The organism is Burkholderia sp. BCC1638 (genome assembly GCF_902833195.1).
GTDB classification, from domain to species: domain Bacteria; phylum Pseudomonadota; class Gammaproteobacteria; order Burkholderiales; family Burkholderiaceae; genus Burkholderia; species Burkholderia diffusa.
Window position 1 is genome coordinate 346218 of sequence record NZ_CADFEC010000003.1, and the last position, 22386, is coordinate 368603.

General features: G+C 67.1%; 21 protein-coding genes. 15 read left to right on the plus strand and 6 right to left on the minus strand.

Annotated features, from left to right (window positions below):
* Window positions 1–45 precede the first annotated feature (45 nt).
* The 4 genes from garD (at window position 46) to HWX22_RS05185 (ending at window position 3370) form a co-directional block, all read left to right on the plus strand.
* The gene (gene garD, locus HWX22_RS05170; protein WP_175915150.1) at window positions 46–1599 is read left to right on the plus strand and encodes a galactarate dehydratase; all 1554 of its coding nucleotides are present in this window, start codon (window positions 46–48) and stop codon (window positions 1597–1599) included.
* A gap of 181 nt (window positions 1600–1780) precedes the next feature.
* Entirely contained in the window at window positions 1781–2173 is a 393-nt protein-coding gene (locus HWX22_RS05175; RefSeq protein ID WP_175908489.1) for a nuclear transport factor 2 family protein, read from the plus strand.
* Between the two features lie 78 nt (window positions 2174–2251).
* Window positions 2252–2707, plus strand: coding sequence for an RbsD/FucU family protein (locus tag HWX22_RS05180; RefSeq protein ID WP_059814848.1), 456 nt, complete (start codon window positions 2252–2254; stop codon window positions 2705–2707).
* 225 nt (window positions 2708–2932) lie between these two features.
* On the plus strand, window positions 2933–3370 hold the full coding sequence (locus tag HWX22_RS05185; protein ID WP_059814845.1) for a DoxX family protein: 438 nt from the start codon (window positions 2933–2935) through the stop codon (window positions 3368–3370).
* Between the two features lie 129 nt (window positions 3371–3499).
* Here the strand turns inward: HWX22_RS05185 and HWX22_RS05190 are convergent, their stop codons facing one another.
* The 3 genes from HWX22_RS05190 to HWX22_RS05200 all read right to left on the minus strand — a co-directional run bounded on the left by HWX22_RS05190 (window position 3500) and on the right by HWX22_RS05200 (window position 6860).
* Window positions 3500–4810, minus strand: coding sequence for an MFS transporter (locus HWX22_RS05190; RefSeq protein ID WP_059528387.1), 1311 nt, complete (start codon window positions 4808–4810; stop codon window positions 3500–3502).
* Between the two features lie 321 nt (window positions 4811–5131).
* On the minus strand, window positions 5132–6268 hold the full coding sequence (locus HWX22_RS05195; protein WP_175908488.1) for a branched-chain amino acid ABC transporter substrate-binding protein: 1137 nt from the start codon (window positions 6266–6268) through the stop codon (window positions 5132–5134).
* A 190-nt stretch (window positions 6269–6458) separates the two neighbouring features.
* The gene (locus HWX22_RS05200) at window positions 6459–6860 is read right to left on the minus strand and encodes a hypothetical protein (RefSeq protein ID WP_175908477.1); all 402 of its coding nucleotides are present in this window, start codon (window positions 6858–6860) and stop codon (window positions 6459–6461) included.
* Window positions 6861–6923: 63 nt separating this feature from the next.
* Between HWX22_RS05200 and HWX22_RS05205 the strand changes: the two genes are divergently transcribed.
* On the plus strand, window positions 6924–7718 hold the full coding sequence (locus tag HWX22_RS05205; protein ID WP_059528381.1) for an AraC family transcriptional regulator: 795 nt from the start codon (window positions 6924–6926) through the stop codon (window positions 7716–7718).
* Between the two features lie 87 nt (window positions 7719–7805).
* Here the strand turns inward: HWX22_RS05205 and HWX22_RS05210 are convergent, their stop codons facing one another.
* Together HWX22_RS05210 and HWX22_RS05215 are read right to left on the minus strand one after the other, a co-directional pair.
* Window positions 7806–8069: a hypothetical protein gene (locus HWX22_RS05210; protein WP_059528378.1), complete on the minus strand. Its 264-nt coding sequence runs from the start codon at window positions 8067–8069 to the stop codon at window positions 7806–7808.
* A gap of 286 nt (window positions 8070–8355) precedes the next feature.
* The gene (locus tag HWX22_RS05215) at window positions 8356–10248 is read right to left on the minus strand and encodes a sugar phosphate isomerase/epimerase and 4-hydroxyphenylpyruvate domain-containing protein (protein ID WP_175908487.1); all 1893 of its coding nucleotides are present in this window, start codon (window positions 10246–10248) and stop codon (window positions 8356–8358) included.
* 257 nt (window positions 10249–10505) lie between these two features.
* On the opposite strand from HWX22_RS05215, the gene aroQ reads away from it, so the two are divergent.
* From aroQ to HWX22_RS05230, 3 genes are read left to right on the plus strand one after another with little or no spacing between them, the layout of a single operon-like run.
* The gene (gene aroQ, locus HWX22_RS05220) at window positions 10506–10961 is read left to right on the plus strand and encodes a type II 3-dehydroquinate dehydratase (protein ID WP_059528374.1); all 456 of its coding nucleotides are present in this window, start codon (window positions 10506–10508) and stop codon (window positions 10959–10961) included.
* A complete protein-coding gene (locus HWX22_RS05225) occupies window positions 10958–11812 on the plus strand; it encodes a shikimate dehydrogenase (protein WP_059528372.1) in 855 nt (284 codons plus the stop codon). Before aroQ ends, HWX22_RS05225 begins: the two co-directional genes overlap by 4 nt.
* Window positions 11813–11853: 41 nt before the next feature.
* Window positions 11854–13194 carry an MFS transporter gene (locus HWX22_RS05230; RefSeq protein WP_175908486.1) on the plus strand — a complete coding sequence of 447 codons (1341 nt, stop codon included), beginning with the start codon at window positions 11854–11856 and terminating at the stop codon, window positions 13192–13194.
* 105 nt (window positions 13195–13299) lie between these two features.
* On the opposite strand, the gene HWX22_RS05235 is transcribed toward HWX22_RS05230, so the two are convergent.
* Window positions 13300–14409, minus strand: coding sequence for a 2-aminoethylphosphonate--pyruvate transaminase (locus tag HWX22_RS05235; protein WP_175915151.1), 1110 nt, complete (start codon window positions 14407–14409; stop codon window positions 13300–13302).
* A 256-nt stretch (window positions 14410–14665) separates the two neighbouring features.
* Here HWX22_RS05235 and phnS point away from each other — a divergent pair, with 256 nt between their 5' ends.
* Genes phnS through HWX22_RS05270 form a run of 7 tightly spaced genes read left to right on the plus strand, consistent with a single transcriptional unit; the run spans window position 14666 to window position 21957 of the window.
* Window positions 14666–15757, plus strand: a complete 1092-nt coding sequence (gene phnS, locus HWX22_RS05240; protein WP_175908484.1) for a 2-aminoethylphosphonate ABC transporter substrate-binding protein — start codon at window positions 14666–14668, stop codon at window positions 15755–15757.
* 34 nt (window positions 15758–15791) lie between these two features.
* Window positions 15792–16895 carry a 2-aminoethylphosphonate ABC transport system ATP-binding subunit PhnT gene (phnT, locus tag HWX22_RS05245; RefSeq protein ID WP_059814829.1) on the plus strand — a complete coding sequence of 368 codons (1104 nt, stop codon included), beginning with the start codon at window positions 15792–15794 and terminating at the stop codon, window positions 16893–16895.
* A complete protein-coding gene (locus HWX22_RS05250; RefSeq protein ID WP_059814824.1) occupies window positions 16873–17793 on the plus strand; it encodes a 2-aminoethylphosphonate ABC transporter permease subunit in 921 nt (306 codons plus the stop codon). The genes phnT and HWX22_RS05250 overlap by 23 nt, the downstream gene beginning before the upstream one ends.
* The gene (gene phnV, locus HWX22_RS05255; RefSeq protein WP_175908482.1) at window positions 17783–18643 is read left to right on the plus strand and encodes a 2-aminoethylphosphonate ABC transport system, membrane component PhnV; all 861 of its coding nucleotides are present in this window, start codon (window positions 17783–17785) and stop codon (window positions 18641–18643) included. Before HWX22_RS05250 ends, phnV begins: the two co-directional genes overlap by 11 nt.
* Complete coding sequence (phnA, locus tag HWX22_RS05260; RefSeq protein WP_175915152.1) at window positions 18640–19950, plus strand: phosphonoacetate hydrolase; 1311 nt, start codon at window positions 18640–18642, stop codon at window positions 19948–19950. The genes phnV and phnA overlap by 4 nt, the downstream gene beginning before the upstream one ends.
* Window positions 19947–21401 (plus strand): phosphonoacetaldehyde dehydrogenase, encoded by a 1455-nt coding sequence (gene phnY / locus HWX22_RS05265; RefSeq protein ID WP_175915153.1) that lies wholly within the window; start codon window positions 19947–19949, stop codon window positions 21399–21401. The genes phnA and phnY overlap by 4 nt, the downstream gene beginning before the upstream one ends.
* Before the next feature lie 4 nt (window positions 21402–21405).
* The gene (locus HWX22_RS05270; RefSeq protein ID WP_175915154.1) at window positions 21406–21957 is read left to right on the plus strand and encodes a phosphonate degradation HD-domain oxygenase; all 552 of its coding nucleotides are present in this window, start codon (window positions 21406–21408) and stop codon (window positions 21955–21957) included.
* Window positions 21958–22386 lie beyond the last annotated feature (429 nt).

Consider the following 22386-nt stretch of genomic DNA (forward strand, 5'->3'; position numbering starts at 1 on the left):
CGTATGATGACTAACGATTTGGCTGGTAGCCTTCCAGGAATTCCAATGACTGCTTCCCCGCTTTATATCCGCGTGCACCCGGACGACAACGTCGCGATCGTCGTCAACGACGGCGGCCTGCCCGAGGGCGCGACCTTCGCCGACGGCCTGACGCTGCGCGAAGGCGTGCCGCAAGGGCACAAGGTTGCGTTGGTCGACCTCGCGGCCGGCGACCCGATCGTCCGCTACAACGTCGTGATCGGCTACGCGCTCGCCGAGCTGCGCCGCGGCAGCTGGGTCAACGAGCGCACGATGCGCATGCCCGAGCCGCCGGGGCTCGACGACCTGCCGCTCGCCACGCGCGCCGCGCCGCCGCTGGCGCCGCTCGAAGGCTATACGTTCGAGGGCTTTCGCAATCCCGACGGTTCGGTCGGCACGCGCAACATCCTCGCGATCACGACGACCGTGCAGTGCGTGTCGGGCGTCGTCGAGCATGCGGTGAAGCGGATCAAGGACGAACTGCTGCCGCGTTACCCGAATGTCGACGACGTGGTCGGGCTCGAGCACACGTATGGCTGCGGCGTCGCGATCGATGCGCCCGATGCCGACATCCCGATCCGCACGCTGCGCAACATCAGCCTGAACCCGAACTTCGGCGGCGAGGTGATGACGGTGAGCCTCGGCTGCGAGAAGCTGCAGCCGGAGCGCCTGCTGCCGCCCGGCGCGATTCCGCTGGCGGCCGACGGCGCGACGGACAACGGCGGCGTCGTGTGCCTGCAGGACGCCGCGCACGTCGGCTTCAACTCGATGATCGACTCGATCATGACGATGGCCGAATCGCATCTCGAGCGGCTGAACCGCCGCCGTCGCGAAACCTGTCCGGCGTCCGATCTCGTCGTCGGCGTGCAGTGCGGCGGCAGTGACGCGTTCTCGGGGCTGACCGCGAACCCGGCGGTCGGCTTCGCGGCCGACCTGCTCGTGCGCGCGGGAGCGACGATCATGTTCTCGGAAGTGACCGAAGTGCGCGACGGCGTCGCGCAGCTCACGTCGCGCGCGGCGAACGAGGACGTCGCCCGCGAGATCATCCGCGAGATGGACTGGTACGACCGCTACCTGCAGCGCGGCCGCGTCGATCGCAGCGCGAACACGACGCCCGGCAACAAGAAGGGCGGCCTGTCGAACATCGTCGAGAAGGCAATGGGTTCGATCGTGAAGTCGGGCAGCGCGCCGATCGCCGGCGTCGTGCGTCCCGGCGATCGGGCGCGGCAGAAGGGGCTGCTGTACGCGGCGACGCCCGCGAGCGATTTCATCTGCGGCACGCTGCAGCTCGCGGCGGGGATGAACCTGCACGTTTTCACGACCGGCCGCGGCACGCCGTACGGCCTCGCGCAGGTGCCGGTGATCAAGGTCGCGACGCGCAGCGATCTCGCGCGGCGCTGGCACGACCTGATGGATCTCGACGCGGGGCAGATCGCGACCGGCGCGGCCTCGATCGAGGACGTGGGCTGGGAGCTGTTCCGGTTGATGCTCGACGTCGCGAGCGGCAAGCGCCGCACGTGGGCCGAGCAATGGAAGCTCGCGAATGCGCTGACGCTGTTCAATCCGGCGCCGGTGACCTGACGCGCGCGATGGCAACGGCAGACGATGCGGGCGCCGTCGGGCGCCCGTTTTTGATTGCGGCGACGCGATTTCCTTACCTCGAACGTAATCGACCGCCCATGCGAGGCCGGCGACGATGGCGGCACGCGAACACGAAACGTCCGCGGCGCTGTCCTTCCTTCATCCAGACCAGGAGCCTCGCATGAACACCGCCCAAACCGTCCAGTCCGCACACGCCGACCTGATCGACCGCTATTTCGACGCGTGGAACGAGCCCGACGTCGCACGCCGGCGCGCGCTGATCGATGCGACCTACGCGAGCGATGCGGCCTATCGCGATCCGCTGATGGCCGGCGACGGCCACGCGGGCATCGACACGATGATCGCCGCGGTGCAGGCGCGCTTCCCCGCGTTCCGATTCCGCCGCACGACCGACGTCGACGGGTTCGGCCAGCATCTGCGCTTCTCGTGGGCGCTCGTGTCGCCCGACGGCGTGGCGATCGTGAAGGGTTCCGATTTCGGCACCGTCGATGCGTCGGGCCGCCTGAAGTCGGTCACGGGTTTCATCGACGAAATGCCGGCAGCGGCGTCGTGACGTGAGCGATGCATGCCCTGCGGCCGCCGGGATCGGGTAACTTATGCCATTCGTTCCCGATCCCGGAGACTTGCCCACATGCTGAAGAATCTCGATCCTCTGCTGCACGCCGACATCCTGCACACGCTGCGCGCGATGGGCCACGGAGATGAAGTGGCGATTTGCGATGCGAATTTTCCGGCGGAATCCGTCGCCGAGCACACGGTAGTCGGTCGCGCGCTGCGCATCGACGGCGCCGACTCGGCGCGCGTCGCGCGCGCGGTGCTGTCCGTGTTGCCGCTCGACACGTTCGTCGAGACGCCCGCGTGGCGGATGGAAGTGGTCGGCGATCCGGCCGCGGTGCCGCCCGTGCAGCGCGAAGTGCAGGCCGAAATCGATCGCGCGGAAGGGCGCGTCGTGCCGCTCGTGGGCGTCGATCGATTCGCGTTCTACGAGCGCGCGCAGCAGGCGTATGCGGTGATCGTCACCGGCGAGCTGCGCGGCTACGGCTGCTTCCTGTTCAAGAAAGGCGTGCTGCTGAGCGACGCCGGTTAAGGCTCGTTCCCTTTATTCGCGGCGGCGGCCGGGCGTTGTTCTTCGTGGTGCCGTCATGCCTGCGTCGTCGCCGCGGTGTAAAGATTTGCTACAACCTTTTTCTTGGACACCGCGAAAAGACCCTCTATGCTGGCCCATTTGCCGCGGGCCCGACAGGGCCGCGCGGCTCCGAACCGCGCGGGCATGCCTCGCGCGGACGGCCGATTTGCATACGAGGAGAGTGGCATGACGCGTTCCGTCGATTCCGGCGTCATTTTTTTCGCACGCCTGGCGCTGGCGGCGTTGTTCTTGTGGGGCGGCGTGATGAAGCTGCTCGGCTACAGCGATTTCATCGGCTATCTGCATGGGCTGAACGTGCCCTATCCGCAGGTGATGGGCCCGGTCGTCGTCACGATCGAAGCGCTCGGCGGCCTGCTGCTGATCGTCGGCTACAAGGTGAAGCCGCTTGCATTGCTGATGGCGTTCTATACGGTCGCGACCGCGATGGTCGGACACAATTTCTGGGACGCGACGGACGCCGCGGTCCAGCACGACATGGTGATCCACTTCTGGAAGAACATCGCGATCGCCGGCGGCTTCCTGCTGCTGTTCGTGACCGGCGCGGGCGGCGCGAGTATCGACGCGCTGCGCCGGCCGAGTTCGTCGTACGGCGCGCTGCGCTGAGTCGAACCGGGCTGAACGGCGCGACGCACGCACGTCGCGCGCCGCGCTGAACCAAATCAAAAGGGCCGAATCCCGCACGCCGCGGGATTCGGCCCTTTGTTCATCCAGCGGGCGCATGCGCGCCGGGGTTCAGCGTGCGTCCTTCAGGTCCTTCGCATCCTTCGAGAACTGCACGGCGATCGCGCCGAGCACGCAGATCGTCGCGACATACACGACCGGCGCGAGCGGGTTCGACTTCATCATCAGCGACACGATCACCGGCGTCAGGCCGCCGAAGATCGCATACGCGACGTTGTACGAGAACGAGATGCCCGAAAAGCGCACGACGGCCGGGAAGCTTTTCACCATCACGAACGGCACCGCGCCGATCGTGCCGACCGCGAAGCCGGCGATCCCGTAGTACAGCGGCAGCGTCGACGCGTCGGCCGCGACCTGCGCGAACAGCAGGTAGTAGCACGCGGCCAGCACGAGGCCGCCGATGCCCAGCACACGCTTCGCGCCGATCCAGCCCGCGAGCGAGCCGGCGGTGATGCAGCCGGCCGTCAGGCACAGCGTCGCGATGCTGTTCGCGAACAGCGTGGTCGCGGGCGTCAGGTGAAACTGCTTCTGCAGCAGCGCGGGCGTCATCAGGATCACGACGACGATCGCCGCCGACAACATCCACGTGAGCAGCATCGACACGATTACCGCGCGGCCGTGGTCGCGCAGCACGGCCTTCAGCGGAATCTCGGCCGCGAGCGCCTTCTTCGCCTTCATCTCGGCGAACACCGGCGTCTCGTGCAGCCAGCGGCGCAGGTACACGGAGAACAGGCCGAACACGCCGCCGAGCAGGAACGGAATGCGCCACGCGAACGCGGTGACTTCGGCGCCCGAGTAACGGCTGTTGATGCCGGCGGCGACCAGCGAGCCGAGCAGGATGCCGGCCGTGAGGCCCGCGGTCAGCGTGCCGCACGCATAGCCGATGTGGCGCGACGGCACGTGCTCCGACACGAACACCCATGCGCCCGGCACTTCGCCGCCGACCGCCGCGCCCTGCAGCACGCGGAACAGCAGCAGCAACACCGGCGCGAGGATGCCGATCGAGTCGTAGGTCGGCAGCAGGCCCATCAGCAGCGTCGGCACCGACATCATCAGCACGCTCAGCGTGAACATCCGCTTGCGGCCGAACAGGTCGCCGAAGTGCGCCATGATCACGCCGCCGAGCGGGCGCGCGAGATAACCGGCCGCGAAGATGCCGAACGTTTGCAACTGGCGCAGCCAGTCGGGAATGTCGTGCGGGAAGAACAGCTGTCCGATCGCGGGTGCGAAGAACACGAAGATGATGAAGTCGTAGAACTCGAGAGCGCCGCCGAGTGCGGCAAGGCCAAGAGTTTTATAGTCGCTGCGCGTGAGCGCGCGTTCGGCGGCGCGAGGCACGCCGCTCAATTCGGAAGCTTGCATGGTCAGGACGATCGGTTTTCGAATGTTGTTGTCGGTGCTGCGTCTCCAGAACCCGCTATCGGCATGGACTGGCAAGGCGCGGCTTGCGTCGTCGAGCGTGTGCCGAGCGCCGGATGGGCACGCGACACGCACCGTCGCACCGGGATGGGGCACGACGCAGACGAAGCGTCAAAGCGGGTGGGGGGATTCTACAGGAGCGCGAAATGCGTGCGCGCGGGGCCGCGCCGAGGAATGCTTCGGACTTCGTCGGGACGAAACGCACGCGGCGCGGCAGGCGGGTGAACCGCTTGCCGCGCCGCGCGCGTGACAGGGTCTGCTCGATCAGTTGCCGGCGATCGTGTCGACCGGCTTGAACGCGCCGTGCTCGACCTTGTAGATCGTCACCGGCGCATCCTTCAGGTCGCCCTTCGCGTCGTACGCGATGCTCGGCGCCGACACGCCCTTGATCGACACCTTGCCGAGATACGGTGTGTAAACCTTCGGGTCGGTCGAGTTCGCGTCCTTCATCGCGGTGAGCAGCGCGATCGTGCCGTCGTACGAGTAGGGCGAATAGGTGATCACGTCTTCATTGAAGCGTGCCTTGTAGCGCGATGCGTAGCCGGCGAAGCCCGGCATCTTTTCCTTCGGCAGCCCGCCCATGTAGACGATCGCGCCTTCGGCCGCTTCGCCGCCGACCTTCAGGAACGTCGGCGAGCGCGACATCTCGCCGGTCACGAAGGCGGCCTTCATCCCGAGCTGGCGCATCTTGCGGATCATCGGCGACGACTGCGCGTCGCCGCCGCCGTAGAAGATCGCGTCGGGGTTGATGCCCTTCAGGTTGGTCAGGATTGCAGAGAAGTCGAGCGCCTTGTCGTTCGTGAAATCACGCTTGACGATCGTGCCGCCGGCGGCCTGCACGGCCTTCGCGAATTCGTCGGCGATGCCCTGGCCGTAGGCCGTGCGGTCGTCGATGATCGCGATGCGCTTGAAGCGCAGCGTCTTCACCGCGTACGTGCCGACGATGCGGCCCGCTTGCGCGTCGCTCGTCAGCAGCCGGTAGGTCGTCTTGTAGCCGCGCGCCGTGTATTGCGGCGACGTCGCCATCGAGATTTGCGGCAGCCCCGTGCGATCGTACAGGTCGGACGCCGGAATGCTCGTGCCCGAGTTGAAGTGGCCGATGACGCCGCGGACATTGTCGTCGATCAGCCGCTGCGCGACCGTCGTGCCGGTGCGCGGGTCGGCCTGGTCGTCCTGCGAGTCGAGCTGGAACGTGACCGGCTGACCGCCGATCGTCGGATGCGTCGCGTTGAAATCGGCGATCGCGAGCTGCACGCCCTTCTGCATGTCCGTGCCGTAGTTCGACTGCGGCCCCGTCAGCGGTGCGGCGAAACCGATCTTGACGACGTCGGCGGCGATGGCGTGTGCGCCCGACAGTGCGCAGGCAGCGGCCAGCGCGACGTGCGATACCTTCAGCTTCACTTTCACTTCCCCTTGATGGCGTGGTTGGGCCGCCGCCGGCCAGCGGGCCGGTGCGGTAAACCGGGCGAGACGTATCGGTCCGCAGGCGTTTGCGACAGCCGTGCGGTGTGTGCCGTGCGCCGCGCGGGTTGTGCCGGAATCGGCGTGTGCGGCGGCGGCGGGATGTCGTCTCGTAACCGTTGATCGAAGTCTAGGTAGCGAAAATGCGCGCGTCTTGCGCGTTCGATGCGCGGCCGGCGACGATTTCGGCATATCGTCGATAACCCTGATATATGCCGAAATCGTCATGTGGAATGCGCAATCGCGCCAAGACGCGACATGCCGGCATTTCTAGGATGGCGGCTTCGCGAGCGTTGTTTCGGTACCGGCGGGGTGCATCGATATCGCCGACGTTGCCGACGGATGCCCGGCGCCATGCAGCGGGCCGATGCGAAATCGGCGCCGCCCGACAAGCGCGCCGCAGTGGTTGCGCGCACAACCGCACGGCGTACGATGCGCCGACGTATGCGGCCACCCGATCGTCGCCGATCGGCGGCGCGTTGCGCGGACCGCCGTTCATCGCGCCGCCCGATCGCTTGTCCGAGATCGCCACGACGTGTTCTTGAGCGCGCTCCTATAATCGACGCCATCAGCCACTCCCTTCGCCAATGCCGGGATGACGACCTTTCTTGCCGCACCGCCCATGAGCCTGTCCGATACGCTGCGCTACCAGCCCGACAACGCCGATCTTGGCGCGATGCTCGCGCACTTCCGCCTGCTTGAGCCGGTGTTCGACGCACTGCCCGACGTCGCGTTCTTCGTGAAGGACGCGAACGGCCGCTACGCGCTCGTCAACCGCACGCTGGCGATGCGCTGCGGCTACAAGGACAAGCGCGACCTGCTCGGCAAGACGACCGACGAGGTGTTTCCGCGCCGCTTCGGCCGGACCTACTTCGAACAGGACATGGCGACGATCACCGCCGGCCAGCAGCTGATGGACCAGCTCGAGCTGCATCTGTATCCGGGCCGCCAGCCGGGCTGGTGCCTGACCTGCAAGGAGCCGCTGCGCGACGCGGCCGGCAAGGTGGTCGGTCTCGCGGGCATCTCGCGCGACCTGAAGGCGCACGAGGGATCGCATCCGGCCTACAGCAAGCTCGCCGACGTGGTGCAGCACATCCAGGATCACTACGTGCAACCGCTGAACCTGAAGCAGCTTGCGCAGATGGCCGGGATGTCTGTTGCGCAGCTCGAACGCTACTTCCACAAGGTGTTTCACCTGACGCCGCGCCAGGTGCTGCTGAAAACGCGGCTCGACGCGGCCACGGCGCTGCTCGTCACGCACGACAAGGTGACCGACGTCGCGGCGCTATGCGGTTATACGGATCACAGCGCGTTCACGCGCCAGTTCAAGGCGACGGTCGGCATGACGCCGACGGAATACCGGCTGATGCTGCAGGACCGGGCAGGGTGAAGTGACGCGCCGGGCGGGCCGGCGGGTCTGAAGGATCGGGGCGGTGCGAGAGCAAGAAGCGGGGAAAGGAATCGGGAAAGCGGCGGCTCAGCGGTAGCCGAGGCCTTTCAGGACGGCCGTGCCGTCTTCGGTCAGGCGGAAGCTCGGTGCCGTGTCGGCGTCGAGCTTGATCATCTCGACGAGGCCGGCTTCCTGCAGCGCGGGCAATTCGGGTTTGGCGTTCGCGCCGATCGGTGCGTGCAGCAGCACGAGCAGCGTCGCGATTTCATGATGGCTGAGCAAACGGCGCAGCATCGTCTTTTTCACAGGGGGGGCGGCCGGGCGGCCCGCGGGTGCATCTACGGCGCTCATCGCTGTCCTCCTTTTCGAGATATCCATCGGGTACTGGTTGCGGATGGTGCCGTCGAAGACTTAAGCGATTCTTAAAAGCGCGGTGGCCAGGCCGATGCTGCAGTGCGGCGTGCGTTACCGGATGTAACCTCCGCCCGGCGGCGGTTTTCGGCCCCGAGCGGACGGCCTTGCCGGGCGGGGCGCCGCCGCGGTATTCACCACGACGGTGCGTCCGCGCGTCGCACGTCGCAGGGTCGACGTAGTTTTCTCGTTTGATTCGCCCCCTGCGCGAAATTCGCTTGCTCCCTTATTTCCTGCGCTGGGCCTGCGCGGCGAGCCGCACGGCTGCGTTGGCCGCGCCGTAGCCGTCGTAGCCGCCGCGCCGCTCGACGATTTCGAGCGAGAAGCGGTTGTCGACCAGTTCCGTATACGCATGCAGGAATTCGCCGCCGTTTTCATCGCGGTCGTACAGCAGATGGTGGGCGCTGAGCGTCTCGATCAGTTCGTCTGGCAGCGCGTAGCGCGCGGCGAGATCGTCGTAATAGTTCGGCGGAATCCGCAGGAATGGCACGCCGTCGGCCGCGAACGCGGCGACCGTCTTCACGATGTCGTCGGTCCGGAACGCGACGTGGTTCAGCCCTGTGCCGTGATAGCGGTCGAGCGATTCGGCGACGGCCGTGTGGCGGTCGACCGACGCATTCAGCGCGATCCGCACCGAGCCGTCCGCGCTGCGCACCGCACGGCTGCGCATCAGGCCGTACGGATCGGGCACGAGCCAGCTGCGCTCGGCCTCGAAGCCGAAGGCGGTCTTGAAGAACAGGATCCACGTATCGAGCGCGTCGGCCGGCAGCGCGAGGCAGACGTGATCGATGCCCGTCAGCGGGCCGACCTCGCTGGGGCCGTCGATGTCGGTCAGCACGAAGTCCGATTCATACAGCGTTGGCGCGTTCGGCGTCTCGTCGACGAAGTATTCGAGGCTGCCGTCCGGCGCCTGCACGCCCGGCAGCACGCGCTCGTTCGGGCCGACGCGCCCGGAAAACGGCGCGTAGCCGAAGCCGGCCGCGCGTTCGAATGCCACTTTCGCATCGTCGACGCGGAACGCCGACGCGCACAGCGACAACCCGTGCTGCTGGAAGAACGCGTCGGCGAACGAGTCGCGCTCGGCGTTCAGCACGATCGACGCGGCGCCGTGCTGGAACAGCGTCACGTCCTTCGATCGATGACGGCCCGCGAGCCGGAACCGCATCCGGCCGAGCCATTCGCCGACGGTGGCTGCCGCCTGCGCGTCGACCGCGAATTCGATGAACTGGAACCCGACGTGCGCGGGCGGCGCCGGCGGCGCGAACAGCGGCTGGCCGGCGGCGGGCGCGCGGCCGTCCTGCGCGAGCCGCGCGCGCGTCAGTTCTTCCAGATAAAGCAGCGAGCGGTGGCCGTCGGCGGCCGTGATCGCGGTCGGCGCGGCGCGGAAGCCGTCGTTGAAGATCTCGAGCGACAGCGGCCCCGTATAGCCGGACTCGATCACGCGCGCCGTGAAGCGCGCGAGGTCGAAGTCGCCCTGGCCGGGGAACGAGCGGAAGTGGCGGCTCCATTCGATCACGTCCATCACGAGCTTCGGCGCGTCGGCGATCTGCACGAACGCGATCCGGTCGCCGGGGATGTCGGCGATCGCGTCCGGCGAATCGTCGAGCGACAGCGTATGGAAGCTGTCGAGCGCGAGGCCGAGATGCGGGCTGTTCACCGCGTTCACGAGCTTCCATGCGTGGCTGTACCGGTTCACGACGCGGCCCCACGCGAGTGCCTCGTACGCGGCGACCACGCCGGCCTGCCGCGCGGCTTCGGCGAGCGCGCCGAGCTGGTCGACCAGCAGCGCGTCGTCCGCGATCGTGTCGGGCGCCACGCTGCTGCACACTAGGATGCGGTCGGTGCCGAGCGCGTGCATCACGTCGAACTTGCGGCGGATGCGGTCGAGATTGCGGGCGAGCTGGGCCGGGCTCACGCCCTCGAAGTCGCGAAACGGTTGGAACAGCACGATGTCGAGGCCCAGATCGGCGGCCATGCGCCGCACGTCGGCGGGCGATCCATCGAAGTAGACGAGGTCGTTCTCGAAGATTTCGACGCCGTCGAAGCCGGCGGCCTGGATGGCGGTGAGCTTCTCGGCGAGCGTGCCGGACAGTGACACGGTGGCGATCGAGCGCTGCATGGGCGAATCCTGCGGGTGAGCGGGGCGTGGCGTCGGCCGGATCGGGCCGGAATGAACCAGTCGTTGAATGACCTGCGGGCGCCACATCCCGAATTTACTAGGGGAGTATGGCGAATTATACAAACTAACTAGATGGTACAAATTAGCGAAAACCCGAAAAGACATTGCGCTTGCGCAAGCGCACACTAGCGCCAAATCTTGACGTCAAGGGGCGAAGTCGGCTAGCGATGCGTCCCCGTTTTAGGAGCAGAAACACCATGAGCAAGCACAAGGTGCTGGTGCTGAACGGCCCGAACCTGAATCTGTTGGGGACCCGCGAGCCCCACATCTACGGCGCGGAAACCCTTGCCGACGTCGAGCAGCGCTGCCGCACGGCGGCCGAGGGGCTCGGACTGGAGATCGACTTTCGCCAGTCGAACGCCGAGCACCAGCTGATCGACTGGCTGCACGCCGCGCGTCACGATACGCACGGCATCGTGATCAACCCCGCCGCGTATACGCACACGTCGGTCGCGCTGGCCGACGCGCTGTCCGCGATCGCGAAACCCGTGATCGAGGTGCATATCTCGAACGTGCATCGTCGCGAGGCATTCCGTCACCACTCGTATGTGTCGGCGGTGGCCGAAGCCGTGATCTGCGGCTGCGGCACCGAAGGCTACGTATTCGCGCTGCAGCGCCTGTCGACCCTTTTTGCGCAGGGAGCCGCACGATGAGCCGCCCGTCTTTTCTGATCGGCCTGATCGGCCAGGGCATCGGCGGTTCGCTGTCGCCCGCAATGCATGAGGAAGAAGGTTTCCGCCAGGGATTCGGCTACGTGTACCGGCGCATCGATCTCGATGTGCTCGGCGTGACCGCCGACGCGCTGCCGGAGCTGCTCGATGCCGCGCAGCGGATGGGCTACAACGGGCTCAACATCACGCATCCGTGCAAGCAGCGCGTGATCGAGCACCTCGACGCGCTGTCGGACGACGCGCGCGCGCTCGGCGCGGTGAACACCGTGCTGTTCAAGGACGGCAAGCGGATCGGCCACAACACCGACTGGTCGGGTTTCGCGAAGTCGTTCCGCCGCGGGTTGCCCGACGCGTCGCTCGAGCGTGTCGTGCAGCTGGGCGCGGGCGGCGCGGGTGCGGCCGTCGCGCATGCTGCGCTGCAGATGGGCGCCGCCGAGCTGACGATCTTCGACGTCGACGGCACGCGTGCCGTCGCGCTCGCGGGTGAGCTGCAGCAGCGCTTCCCAGCCGCCCGGGTCACGCCGGGCAGCGATCTTGCGGCCGCGATGCAGGCCGCGACCGGCCTGATTCATTGCACGCCGACCGGCATGGCCAAGCATCCGGGCCTGCCGCTGCCGGCCGAGTTGCTCCGCGCGGGAATGTGGGTCGCCGACATCGTGTATTTCCCGCTCGAAACCGAACTGATCCGCGCCGCGCGCGCGGCCGGCTGCGCGACGCTGCCGGGTGGCGGGATGGCCGTGTACCAGGCCGTCGATGCGTTCGAGATCTTCACCGGACGAACGCCGGACGACGAGCGGATGTTCGAACACTTTCAGTCGCTCGTCGCACGCTGACCCTTCTACCGACTAGCTGAAAAATAGACCAGGAGACAACCATGCAGCACACCACCCACACGAACGCCGCGTCCGCGGCGGCCGGTACGGTCCGGCGGACCTCGGCGCGCTACAAGATCCTCGCGCTGCTCGCGATCGGCACGATGATCAACTATCTCGACCGTACCGTGCTGGGGGTGGCTGCGCCGCAGCTTACCAAGGAGCTCGGCATCAACGCGGCGGTGATGGGCATCATGTTCTCCGCATTCTCGTGGACGTACGTCGCGATGCAGGTGCCCGGCGGCCTGTTCCTCGACCGTTTCGGCAGCAAGATCACTTATTACTGGTCGATGACGCTGTGGTCGCTGTGCACGCTGCTGCAGGGTTTCGTGCCCGGTGTCGGGACGCTGCTCGCATGCCGGCTCGGCCTCGGCGTGACGGAAGCGCCGTGTTTCCCGACCAACAGCCGGGTCGTCGCGACGTGGTTCCCGCAGAACGAGCGCGCGATGGCGACCGGCACCTACACCGTCGGCGAGTACATCGGCCTCGCGTTCTTCAGCCCCGTTCTGTTCGCGCTGATGGGTGCGTTCGGCTGGCGCTCGCTGTTCTGGGTCGTCGGCGCGGTCGGCATCGTGTTCGGTCTGGTCTGGTGGAAGTTCTATCACGAGCCGCGCAACCATCCGGCCGCTAATTCGGAAGAACTCGCGTACATCGAAGCGGGCGGCGGTCTCGTGCACGGCGCGCGCAAGGACGGCGACAAGAGCGGCAAGCCCGCACAGGCCAAATTCAGCTGGTCGATGGCCGGCCGGCTGCTGAAGAAGCGCCAGCTCGCGGGTATCTGCCTCGGCCAGTTCGCCGGCAACTCGACGCTCGTGTTCTTCCTCACCTGGTTCCCGACCTATCTCGCGACCGAGCGTCATATGGGCTGGCTGAAGATCGGCTTCTTCGCGATCATGCCGTTCATCGCCGCGTCGGTCGGCGTGATGTTCGGCGGGATCTTCTCCGACTGGCTGCTGCGCCGCGGCAAGTCCGCGAACCTCGCGCGCAAGCTGCCGATCATCGCCGGCCTGCTGCTCGCGTCGACGATCATTCTCGCGAACTACGTGCAAAGCAACGAAGCCGTGATCGCGATCATGTCGGTCGCATTCTTCGCGCAGGGGATGGCCGCGCTCGGCTGGACGCTCGTGTCCGACATCGCGCCGGACGGCCTGCTCGGCGTGACCGGCGGCATCTTCAACTTCGCGGCGAACCTCGCGGGCATCATCACGCCGCTCGTCGTCGGCTTCATCGTCGCAACGACCGGGTCGTTCGTCGGCGCGCTCGTGTTTATCGGCGTGATCGCGCTGATCGGTGCGCTGTCGTACATCTTCGTCGTCGGCGACATCAAGCGGATCGAACTGTAAGTACCGGCTCCACGCACTCTCGGTGCGTTCGCCCGGCGACCTGTGGGTCGCCGGGCTTTTTTGTTTCTGCGTTCCCTGCTTGCGGGCCGTGGCATGCGTCGGCGCTCACGCGCGCTGCACGGCAATCCCGAGCGATTCGACCGCGAGCGCGATCGCCGCGACCGCACGCCGGATGTCGCCGGCATCGATCGCGCCGATGCAGCCGACGCGGAACGTCTCGCGTTGCGTCAGTTTGCCCGGATACAGGATGAAGCCCGCGTCGCGCACCGCGTCGTAGAAGCGGCGGAAATCGTAGGCCGGATGGTCGGGCGCATGGAACGTGACGATCACCGGCGCCTGCACGCTGGCGTCGAGGAATGGCGTGAAACCGAGCGCGCGCATCGATTCGATCAAGGTCCGGCAGTTCTCCGCATAGCGCGCGCCGCGCGCGGGCTGACCGCCTTCGGCCAGAAACTGGTCGAGCGCGGCGCGCAGCGCGGCGATCACGTGGGTCGGCGGCGTGAAGCGCCACTGGCCCGTCTTGCGCAGGTATGCGTACTGATCATGGAGATCGAGCGCGAGCGACGGCGAGTTGCCTTCGCTCGCGTCGAGCGTATCGCGCCGCACGATCGCGAATCCCATCCCCGGCACGCCTTCCAGGCATTTGCCGCTCGCCGAGATCAGCGCGTCGATCCCGCTGTCCGCCAGCGCGATCGGCAACGCGCCGAACGAACTCATTGCGTCGACGATCAGCCGCTTGCCGTGCCGCCGGCACGCGGCCGCGATCGCGTCGAGCGGATTCAGGATGCCGGCGCTCGTTTCCAGATGCACGAGCGCGACGTGCGTGATGCGCGGCTCGCGCGCGAACGCGGCTTCGATTGCCGCTGGGGCGACCGCGGCGTCCTCGCCGAACGGCAGCGCGATCGCCTCGATGCCGAGTCGGCCGAGGATCTTCAGGATGCGCGCGCAATACGCGCCGTTGTCCGGCACCAGCACGACGCCGTCGCGCGGCACCAGCGTGCCCAGCGCGGCCTCGACCGAAAACGTGCCGCTGCCTTGCATCGGCACGCACACGTATTCGTCGCCGCCGCGCGCGATCGTGACGAGATCCGCGCAGACGCTGGCCGTCAATTGATTGAAAGCGGCGTCCCACGAGCCCCAGTCATGTTGCATTGCGTGGCGTGTTGTGGCGGACGTGGTGAGCGGGCCGGGCGTGAGCAGAATCGGGGCGGGCATGGCTTTTTCTCCAGCAGAGATCGGACGAAACGCCGGGTTGGCATTTCTGTGTGACTTGCATGATATTGGCAAAATGTGTCATTTTTTGGAAATTGTGGCACGCGTCACGGCGTTGTCATCGAACGCTGTGATCCTTCGGTTGCCGCGCGAGACCACCTGCAGCGCGGCAGCGAGGCAGGCCGGTCGTCGGTCTGTCCGACTGAAAGGAGCCGGATCGTGCCCCGGCCGTTTGGTGTTCCGCCTACGGAGAAGTGAGATGACACTGCAGAATTCCTCGCGCGCCGCTGCCGGCGCGTTCCGCAAGCTCGCGCTGGCCGCCTGCGCCGCCGGTCTGCTGCAAGGCGCGGCGATGCCCGCGCATGCGGCGAACGCGGTCGTGCTGTATACGGCGGACGGTCTCGAGAATCTCTATCGCGATGTGCTGCCGGCGTTCGAGAAGAAGGAAGGCGTCAAGGTGAACATCGTGACGGCGGGCAGCGGCGAGGTCGTCAACCGCGCGAACATCGAAAAGAACTCGCCGAAGGCGGACGTGATCGTCACGCTGCCGCCGTTCATCCAGCAAGCCGGCCAGATGGGCCTGCTGCAGCCGTACCAGAGCGTCAACTACAAGAACGTGCCGGCGATCGCGAAGGCGGAAGACGGCACGTGGGCGACGTTCGTGAACAACTACTTCTCGTTCGCGATCAACCCGGACGTCGTGAAGAACCAGCCGAAGACGTTCGCGGACCTGCTGTCGCCGGCCTACGCGGGCAAGGTCGCGTACTCGAACCCGGCCACGGCCGGCGACGGGATGGCCGTGCTGATCCTGACGACGTCGCTGATGGGCGAGGACAAGGCGTTCGACTACCTCGCGAAGCTGTCGCAGAGCGTGAAGTTCCACACGAAGGGCACCGGCTATCTGAACGTGCTGCTGTCGCGTAACGAGATCAGCGTCGCGAACGGCGACCTGCAGATGGATCTCGACGACGCCGAGCACGGCGCGCTGGCCGTCAAGCCGATCTTCCTGGCCGCGAAGGACGGCGACCAGCCGACCACCTTCCAGCTGCCGTACGGCATCGGCCTGATCAAGAGCGGCCCGAACCAGGACGCCGGCAAGAAGCTGATCGACTACCTGATGTCGACGGACGTGCAGTCGAAGGTGCCGGACATGTACGGCATCCCGGGCCGCACGGACGTGCCGCTGGCCGGCAAGAATGGCGAAGCGGTCAAGAAGGCGATCGCGGGCGTGAAGCTGATCCCGGTCGACTGGACGCAGGTGATGGCGAAGAAGCCGGTGTGGATCGAGCGCTGGAAGAAGGACGTGATCGGCAGCTCGGGCAAGCAGATCGACGTCGTCAAGCCGAAGTGATCGGCACACGCCGCCTGTATTAGTGAGCAAGAGGATGAACCCGGTGGAAACCACCCTGACCCATCCCGGCGCATTCGGCGCCGCCGAACCGCGCGCCACGCTGCGGTCCGGCGCGCCGGGCGGCGTGCAGATCGAACACCTGAGCGTGCGCTACGGCGCACGCACGGTGCTGGAAGATCTGTCGCTGTCGATCGGCGCCGGTGAATTTCTGACCGTGCTCGGCAAGAGCGGCTGCGGCAAGACCACGCTGCTGCGCTTCATCGCCGGGTTCGTGAAGGCCGATGGCCTGACCGGCACACTGACCGTGGCCGGACGCGACCTGACCCATGCGCCGCCGCACAAGCGCAATCTCGGTCTGTTGTTCCAGAATTACGCGCTGTTCCCGCACCTGTCGGTGTTCGAGAACGTCGCATTCGGGCTGCGCGCGCGCGGGATGGCCTCGTCGGAAGTGACGCGCCGCGTCGCCGACGCGCTGAAGCTCGTGCAGCTCGGCGAGGCCGGCCACCACCTGCCCGCGCAACTGTCGGGCGGGATGCAGCAGCGCGTCGCGCTGGCCCGCGCGCTCGTGATCGAGCCGGACGTGCTGCTGCTCGACGAACCGCTGTCGGCGCTCGACGCCAACCTGCGCGCGTCGGTGCGCAGCGAGCTGAAGGCGCTGCACGAGCGCCTGCCGAACCTTACCGTCGTGTGCGTGACGCACGACCGCGACGACGCGCTCGTGCTGTCCGACCGCGCGCTGCTGATGCGCGACGGCCGCATCGCGCAGCTCGGCACGCCGCAGCAGCTGTACGACGCGCCGCAGGACGGCTACGTCGCGCGCTATCTCGGCCCGGCCAACCTGCTGCCGCCGCACGTGATCTTCCCGCTCGGCGACCCGCGTCACGACGTGCGCGGCAAGGTCGCCTGCGTGCGTCCCGAGCGCCTGACCGTGATGCCGCTCGCGGCGGGCGGCCTGCACGGCACGGTGTCGTCGGTCGAATGGCAGGGCGCCGACCTGTCGATCGCGGTCGTGATCGACGCGGCGCCCGACGAACCCGTGCGCGTCACGATGCAACGCGGTCGCGGCGCGGCTCCCGAGCGCGGGGCGCGCGTTTCCCTGCATTGCGAGGCAGACGATGTCGTCCTTATCGAGCCCTGAAGCCGGCCTGCCGCCGCACGTGCTCGCGTCGGCCGCCGCGCATGCCGCCGCCGCGCGGCGCCGCAAGCGCATGGGCGATCTGCACCTCGCCGCGCTCGCGATCGTCGTGCTCGGCCCGCTCGTCGTCTATCCGCTGGTGCGGCTCGTGCTGCTGAGCGTGTCCGGCGATCACGGGCTGAGCTTTGCCGCGTACCGGACGTTCTTCGGCAACCCCGATACGCGCAATGTGCTGCTGACGACCGTCGGCGTGCTGTTCGCGAGCGCCGGCACCGCGTCGGTGCTCGGCGTGCTGCTGGCCGCGCTGCTGTTCTTCAAGCCGTTTCCGGGCGCATCGCTCGTCACGCGCTTTCTGGAACTGTACGTCGCGTTCCCGTCGTTCCTCGTCGCGTTCACGCTGATCTTCCTGTACGGCTCGCAAGGCTCGATCAGCATCGCGCTGCAGCACCTGTTCCATCTCGAGACCCCGCCGCTCGATTTCCTGTTCGGCATCGGCGGCGTGATTCTCGCGCAGACCGTGTTCTATACGCCGTTCGTCGTGCGGCCGACGCTCGCGTCGTTCGCGACGCTCGACCTGCGCCTGATCGAGGCGGCACGCAGCCTCGGCGCGTCCGGCTGGATGCTCGCGCGCCGCGTCGTGCTGCCGATCGCGTGGCCGGGCATCGCCGCCGGCACCGTGCTGTGCTTCCTGCTGACGCTGAACGAGTTCGGCATCCTGCTCGTGCTCGGCAGCGCGCGGCTCGTGACGCTGCCGGTCGCGATCTACAGCAGCGCGACCGTCGACCTCGACCTGCCGACCGCGTCGGCCGGCGCGGTCGTGATGCTCGCGCTGTCGCTGGCGCTTTATGCGGTTTATCGCCGGGTAAACCGGCGTGCGACGGGAGGGAACGATGTCCGCTGAATTCCGTATCGGGCAAGCCGTGCCGCGCCATCGGATCGGCTGGGGCGACACGCTGCTCAAGCATGCGTCACGCGCGGCGCTTGCGCTGGCCGCGTTCGCCTGCTTCTGGCTGTTCGTGCTGCCGGTCATCGTCGTTGCACTGTCGAGCGTGTCGACGCAGTGGTCGGGCACGATCCTGCCGGCCGGCTACAGCCTGCGCTGGTTCGAGCGGCTCGGTTCGCCGGAATACGACGCGCTGCTGACGAGCCTCGAGATCGGCTTCGGCGTGTCGGCGATCGGCACGATCCTCGGGCTGTGGCTCGCACTCGCGCTCGAAGGGCGCGACCGGCGCGGCCTCGGCGCGCTGGTCGACGCGCTCGTGATGGTGCCGAACGGCGTGCCGAGCGTCGTGCTCGGGCTTGCGGTGCTGATCGCGTATCACCAGAAGCCGCTCGACCTGTCGAGTTCCGCCGCGATCGTCGTGCTCGTGCAACTCGCGCTGATTCTGCCGTTCTGCTATCGCTGCGCGGCCGCCGCGCTGCGCCCGGAGCTGACCGTGCTGCGCGAAGCCGCGGCGAGCCTCGGTGCGCCGCCCGCGATGGTGCTGCGCCGCGTACTGCTGCCGCAGCTCGTGCCGGCGCTGCGCGCGAGCCTCGCGCTCGGCTTTGCGCTGTCGCTCGGCGAACTCGGCGCGACGCTGACCGTCTACCCGCCGGGTTTCGCGACCGTGCCGATCGTCGTGATCGGTCAGGTCGAGCGCGGCTACTACCTTCCGGCATCGGCGCTGTCGCTGCTGATGCTCGGCGCGTCGCTCGCGGCGCTGCTGCTGATCGCCGCGCGGGTGCCGCGCGGCAAGCGGGCGGCATCATGAACGCCGCGTTCGCATTGCGGCAGCCCGGCGAGCAACCGGCCGCCGGCAAGGTATCGGCGGATCTCGCGGGGCGTTCCGTCGACGTCAACGGCCGGCGCTACCGTCTGCCGGTCGAACCGACCGTCGTCGTCTGCGTCGACGGCTGCGAGTACGATTATCTCGAGTGCGCGGTGGCGGCGGGCGTCGCGCCGTTCATCGGCAGGATGATCGCGGAAGGCACGGCCTGGCGCGCCGACTGCGTCGTGCCGACCTTCACCAACCCGAACAATCTGTCGATCGTCTGCGGCGTGCCGCCGGCGGTTCACGGGATCTGCGGCAACTACTTCTGGGATCCGGCCGCCGACGGCGGACGCGGTGCCGAAGTGATGATGAACGACCCGGCCTACCTGCGCGCCGGCACGCTGCTCGCGGCGGCGTCCGACGCCGGCGCGCGGGTGGCCGTCGTCACGGCGAAGGACAAGCTGCGCCGGCTGCTCGGCTGGCAGATGAAGGGCATCTGTTTTTCCGCCGAGAAGGCCGCACAGGCGAATCTCGCGGAAAACGGGATCGTCGACGTGCTCGACTGGGTTGGCTTGCCTTCTCCCGACGTGTACAGCGCGGCGCTTTCCGAATTCGTGTTCGCGGCCGGCGTGCGGCTTGCGCAGACGCGCCAGGTCGACCTGATGTACCTGTCGACCACCGATTACGTGCAGCACAAGTGCGAGCCCGGCAGTGCCGGCGCGAACGCGTTCTACGCAATGATGGACGGCTATCTCGCGCAGCTCGACGCGCTCGGCTGGGCGATCGGGCTCACGGCCGACCACGGGATGAATGCGAAGCACGATCCGGCAACGGGCCGCCCGAACGTGATCTATCTGCAGGACGCGTTCGACGGCTGGTTCGGCGCGCGGGCCGCTCGCGTGATCCTGCCGATCACCGATCCGTACGTCGTGCACCACGGCGCGCTTGGCTCGTTCGCGACCGTCTACCTGGCACCCGGCGTCGACCGGACCGAAGCGATGTGGCGCGTCGGCGGGATCGACGGCGTCGAGCTCGTGCTCGACAACGCGGAAGCCGCCGCGCGCTTCGAGCTGCCGGCCGACCGGATCGGCGACCTCGTCGTGATCGCACGGCGCGACATGACGCTCGGCACGCGCGAGCGCGAACACGACCTGTCCGGCCTGACCGTGCCGCTGCGTTCGCACGGCGGCGTGTCCGAGCAGGAAGTGCCGTTGCTGTTCAACCGTCGGATCGAGCGGGACGATCCTGTACGTCGTCCGCGCAATTTCGACGTCTTCGATTTCGTGCTGAACCGGGTCGCGTCATGATGGCTCATCCCCGACAGGATCACCCCGCCTTTCGCGCCGAGGCGATGCGCTGGTGCGGCACGCGTGCGACGCGCGACCGTGTTCTCGACGTCACCGATCCGTATACCGGCACGCGTGTCGGCACGGTGCCGCTGGCGAGCGTCGACGACGTGCGCGCCGCGTTCGACTACGCGATGGCGTACCGGCCGGCGCTCACGCGTTACGAGCGTTCGCAGATTCTCGAACGCGCGGCGGCGTTGCTGCGCGAGCGTACCGAGGAAGCATCCGACCTGATCACGCTCGAATCGGGATTGTCGAAACGGGATTCGCGCTATGAGATCGGCCGCGTTGCCGACGTGCTGAAGTTCGCGTCGGTCGAGGCGCTGCGCGACGACGCGCAGAGCTTCTCGTGCGACCTGACGCCCCACGGCAAGGCGCGCCGCGTGTTTTCGCAGCGGCAGCCGCTCGACGGCGTGATCGTCGCGATCACGCCGTTCAATCATCCGATGAATCAGGTCGCACACAAGATCGCGCCGGCGATCGCGACCAACAACCGCGTGATCGTAAAGCCGTCGGAGAAGGTGCCGTTGTCGGCGTTCTATCTGGCGGACCTGCTCTACGAGGCCGGCTTGCCCGAGCCGATGCTGCAGGTACTGACCGGCGACCCGCGCGAAATCTCGGACGAACTCGTCACGCACCCGCACGCATCGCTGATCACCTTTACGGGCGGTGTGTCGATCGGCAAGGCGATCGCCGCACGGGCCGGCTACCGGCGCATCGTGCTGGAACTCGGCGGCAACGATCCGCTGATCGTGCTCGACGACGCCGATCTGGAACGTGCCGCATCGCTGGCCGTGCTCGGCTCGTACCGGAATTCGGGGCAACGCTGCACGGCCGTCAAGCGGATCCTGGTACAGCGCTCGATCGCGCCGGCATTCACCGAGTTGCTCGTCGAGAAGACACGCGCATGGAAATATGGCGATCCATTCGATGCCGCGAATGAAATGGGCACGGTGATCGACGACGCGGCGGCGCGACTGTTCGAGGCCCGGGTCGGCGAGGCGGTCGAGCAGGGGGCGCGCCTGCTGATCGGCAACGTGCGTCGCGGGGCGCTCTATTCGCCGACCGTGCTCGACAACGTCGATCCGTCGATGACGATCGTGCGCGAGGAGACCTTCGGCCCCGTCTCGCCCGTCATCGCGTTCGACACGATCGACGACGCGATCCGGATCAGCAACGGGACGGCATTCGGGCTGTCGTCGGGTGTCTGTACGGACAGTACGGCTGCGGTCGTGCGGCTCGTGAACGAGCTGAACGTCGGGACGGTGAATGTCTGGGAAGTGCCTGGATACCGGATCGAGCTGTCACCGTTCGGCGGGATCAAGGATTCGGGGCTCGGCTATAAGGAGGGCGTTCAGGAAGCGATGAAGAGCTTCACGAACCTGAAGACGTTTTCGCTGCCTTGGGAGTGAGCGGATGGCACTGACGGTGGAACAGATTCACGGGCTGTATCGCGAGCACGGCCACGTCGCGTATAGCGGCGAACCGGTCACGCAGCTGGAGCATGCATTGCAGAGCGGGTTGCTGGCGGAGGAGGCGGGCGCTGACGACGCATTGGTTGCGGCCGCGTTCCTGCACGACCTGGGGCATCTGCTGAATCGGCAGGGCGAGACGCCGAGCGCGCGGGGGATCGACGACCTGCATCAGTATTACGTGCTGCCGTTTCTGCGGCCGCTGTTCAACGAGGCGGTGCTGGGGCCGATCCGGTTGCACGTCGACGCCAAGCGTTGCCTGTGCCGCACGGACGCCGGCTACTTCGGGAGCCTGTCGCCGGATTCGGTGCGTAGCCTCGCGCTGCAGGGGGGCATCTTCAGTGAAGAGGAAACGGCGGCGTTTCTGCGGCGCCCGTTCGCGGAGGACGCACTGCGCCTGCGCCGCTGGGACGATACCGCGAAGGAAGAGGGCAAGGTGACGCCTGGTCTCGATCACTATATGGAGATAGTGGCGCGTCAGGCGCGTGTGGCCTGACGCTTCGGCTGCCTCTATATAAGGCCCCGCACGCGGCAGCGTGCGGGGCCTTATATTTTTCGAGAAACCCCTTGCGCGATCGCCGGGAGCTGCTTAGAATCACGCCTCTTTCGCGCTAACGGAAACGCGGCGCGGAGGAAGAAGAGAAGCGGTGCGGTCGAGGGCGGTTGTAGAGCTCCGGCGCACACGAAGTTGAACCCCGGTCGTCGCAACGAAGCAGTTCAGAAAGTTGTTGACGAGCTGGAAAAGATGGTTCATAATCTCGCTTCTCTGCTGCTGAAAACGCAGCGCTGCTGAGAAGCTTCAGGTTTCTCGCAGAAATGCTCTTTAAAAATTAACAGCCGATAAGTGTGGGCGCTTGATGGCCGCGAGCTGATCTTCGGATCAGAAAGCGAAAGTATCAAGAGTCTCACACTAAAGTAAGTCAGG

What these genes read in the sequence shown, in the direction of transcription:
- HWX22_RS05175 (WP_175908489.1), top strand. Translation starts at nt 1,781, where the DNA reads ATGAACACCGCCCAAACCGTCCAGTCCGCACACGCCGACCTGATCGAC.
- garD (WP_175915150.1), top strand. Translation starts at nt 46, where the DNA reads ATGACTGCTTCCCCGCTTTATATCCGCGTGCACCCGGACGACAACGTC.
- phnA (WP_175915152.1), top strand. Translation starts at nt 18,640, where the DNA reads ATGAACGCCGCGTTCGCATTGCGGCAGCCCGGCGAGCAACCGGCCGCC.
- HWX22_RS05190 (WP_059528387.1), bottom strand. Translation starts at nt 4,810, where the DNA reads ATGCAAGCTTCCGAATTGAGCGGCGTGCCTCGCGCCGCCGAACGCGCG.
- HWX22_RS05235 (WP_175915151.1), bottom strand. Translation starts at nt 14,409, where the DNA reads ATGCCCGCCCCGATTCTGCTCACGCCCGGCCCGCTCACCACGTCCGCC.
- HWX22_RS05210 (WP_059528378.1), bottom strand. Translation starts at nt 8,069, where the DNA reads ATGAGCGCCGTAGATGCACCCGCGGGCCGCCCGGCCGCCCCCCCTGTG.
- HWX22_RS05230 (WP_175908486.1), top strand. Translation starts at nt 11,854, where the DNA reads ATGCAGCACACCACCCACACGAACGCCGCGTCCGCGGCGGCCGGTACG.
- phnS (WP_175908484.1), top strand. Translation starts at nt 14,666, where the DNA reads ATGACACTGCAGAATTCCTCGCGCGCCGCTGCCGGCGCGTTCCGCAAG.
- phnT (WP_059814829.1), top strand. Translation starts at nt 15,792, where the DNA reads ATGAACCCGGTGGAAACCACCCTGACCCATCCCGGCGCATTCGGCGCC.
- aroQ (WP_059528374.1), top strand. Translation starts at nt 10,506, where the DNA reads ATGAGCAAGCACAAGGTGCTGGTGCTGAACGGCCCGAACCTGAATCTG.
- phnV (WP_175908482.1), top strand. Translation starts at nt 17,783, where the DNA reads ATGTCCGCTGAATTCCGTATCGGGCAAGCCGTGCCGCGCCATCGGATC.
- HWX22_RS05270 (WP_175915154.1), top strand. Translation starts at nt 21,406, where the DNA reads ATGGCACTGACGGTGGAACAGATTCACGGGCTGTATCGCGAGCACGGC.
- HWX22_RS05205 (WP_059528381.1), top strand. Translation starts at nt 6,924, where the DNA reads ATGACGACCTTTCTTGCCGCACCGCCCATGAGCCTGTCCGATACGCTG.
- HWX22_RS05225 (WP_059528372.1), top strand. Translation starts at nt 10,958, where the DNA reads ATGAGCCGCCCGTCTTTTCTGATCGGCCTGATCGGCCAGGGCATCGGC.
- phnY (WP_175915153.1), top strand. Translation starts at nt 19,947, where the DNA reads ATGATGGCTCATCCCCGACAGGATCACCCCGCCTTTCGCGCCGAGGCG.
- HWX22_RS05215 (WP_175908487.1), bottom strand. Translation starts at nt 10,248, where the DNA reads ATGCAGCGCTCGATCGCCACCGTGTCACTGTCCGGCACGCTCGCCGAG.
- HWX22_RS05250 (WP_059814824.1), top strand. Translation starts at nt 16,873, where the DNA reads ATGTCGTCCTTATCGAGCCCTGAAGCCGGCCTGCCGCCGCACGTGCTC.
- HWX22_RS05180 (WP_059814848.1), top strand. Translation starts at nt 2,252, where the DNA reads ATGCTGAAGAATCTCGATCCTCTGCTGCACGCCGACATCCTGCACACG.
- HWX22_RS05185 (WP_059814845.1), top strand. Translation starts at nt 2,933, where the DNA reads ATGACGCGTTCCGTCGATTCCGGCGTCATTTTTTTCGCACGCCTGGCG.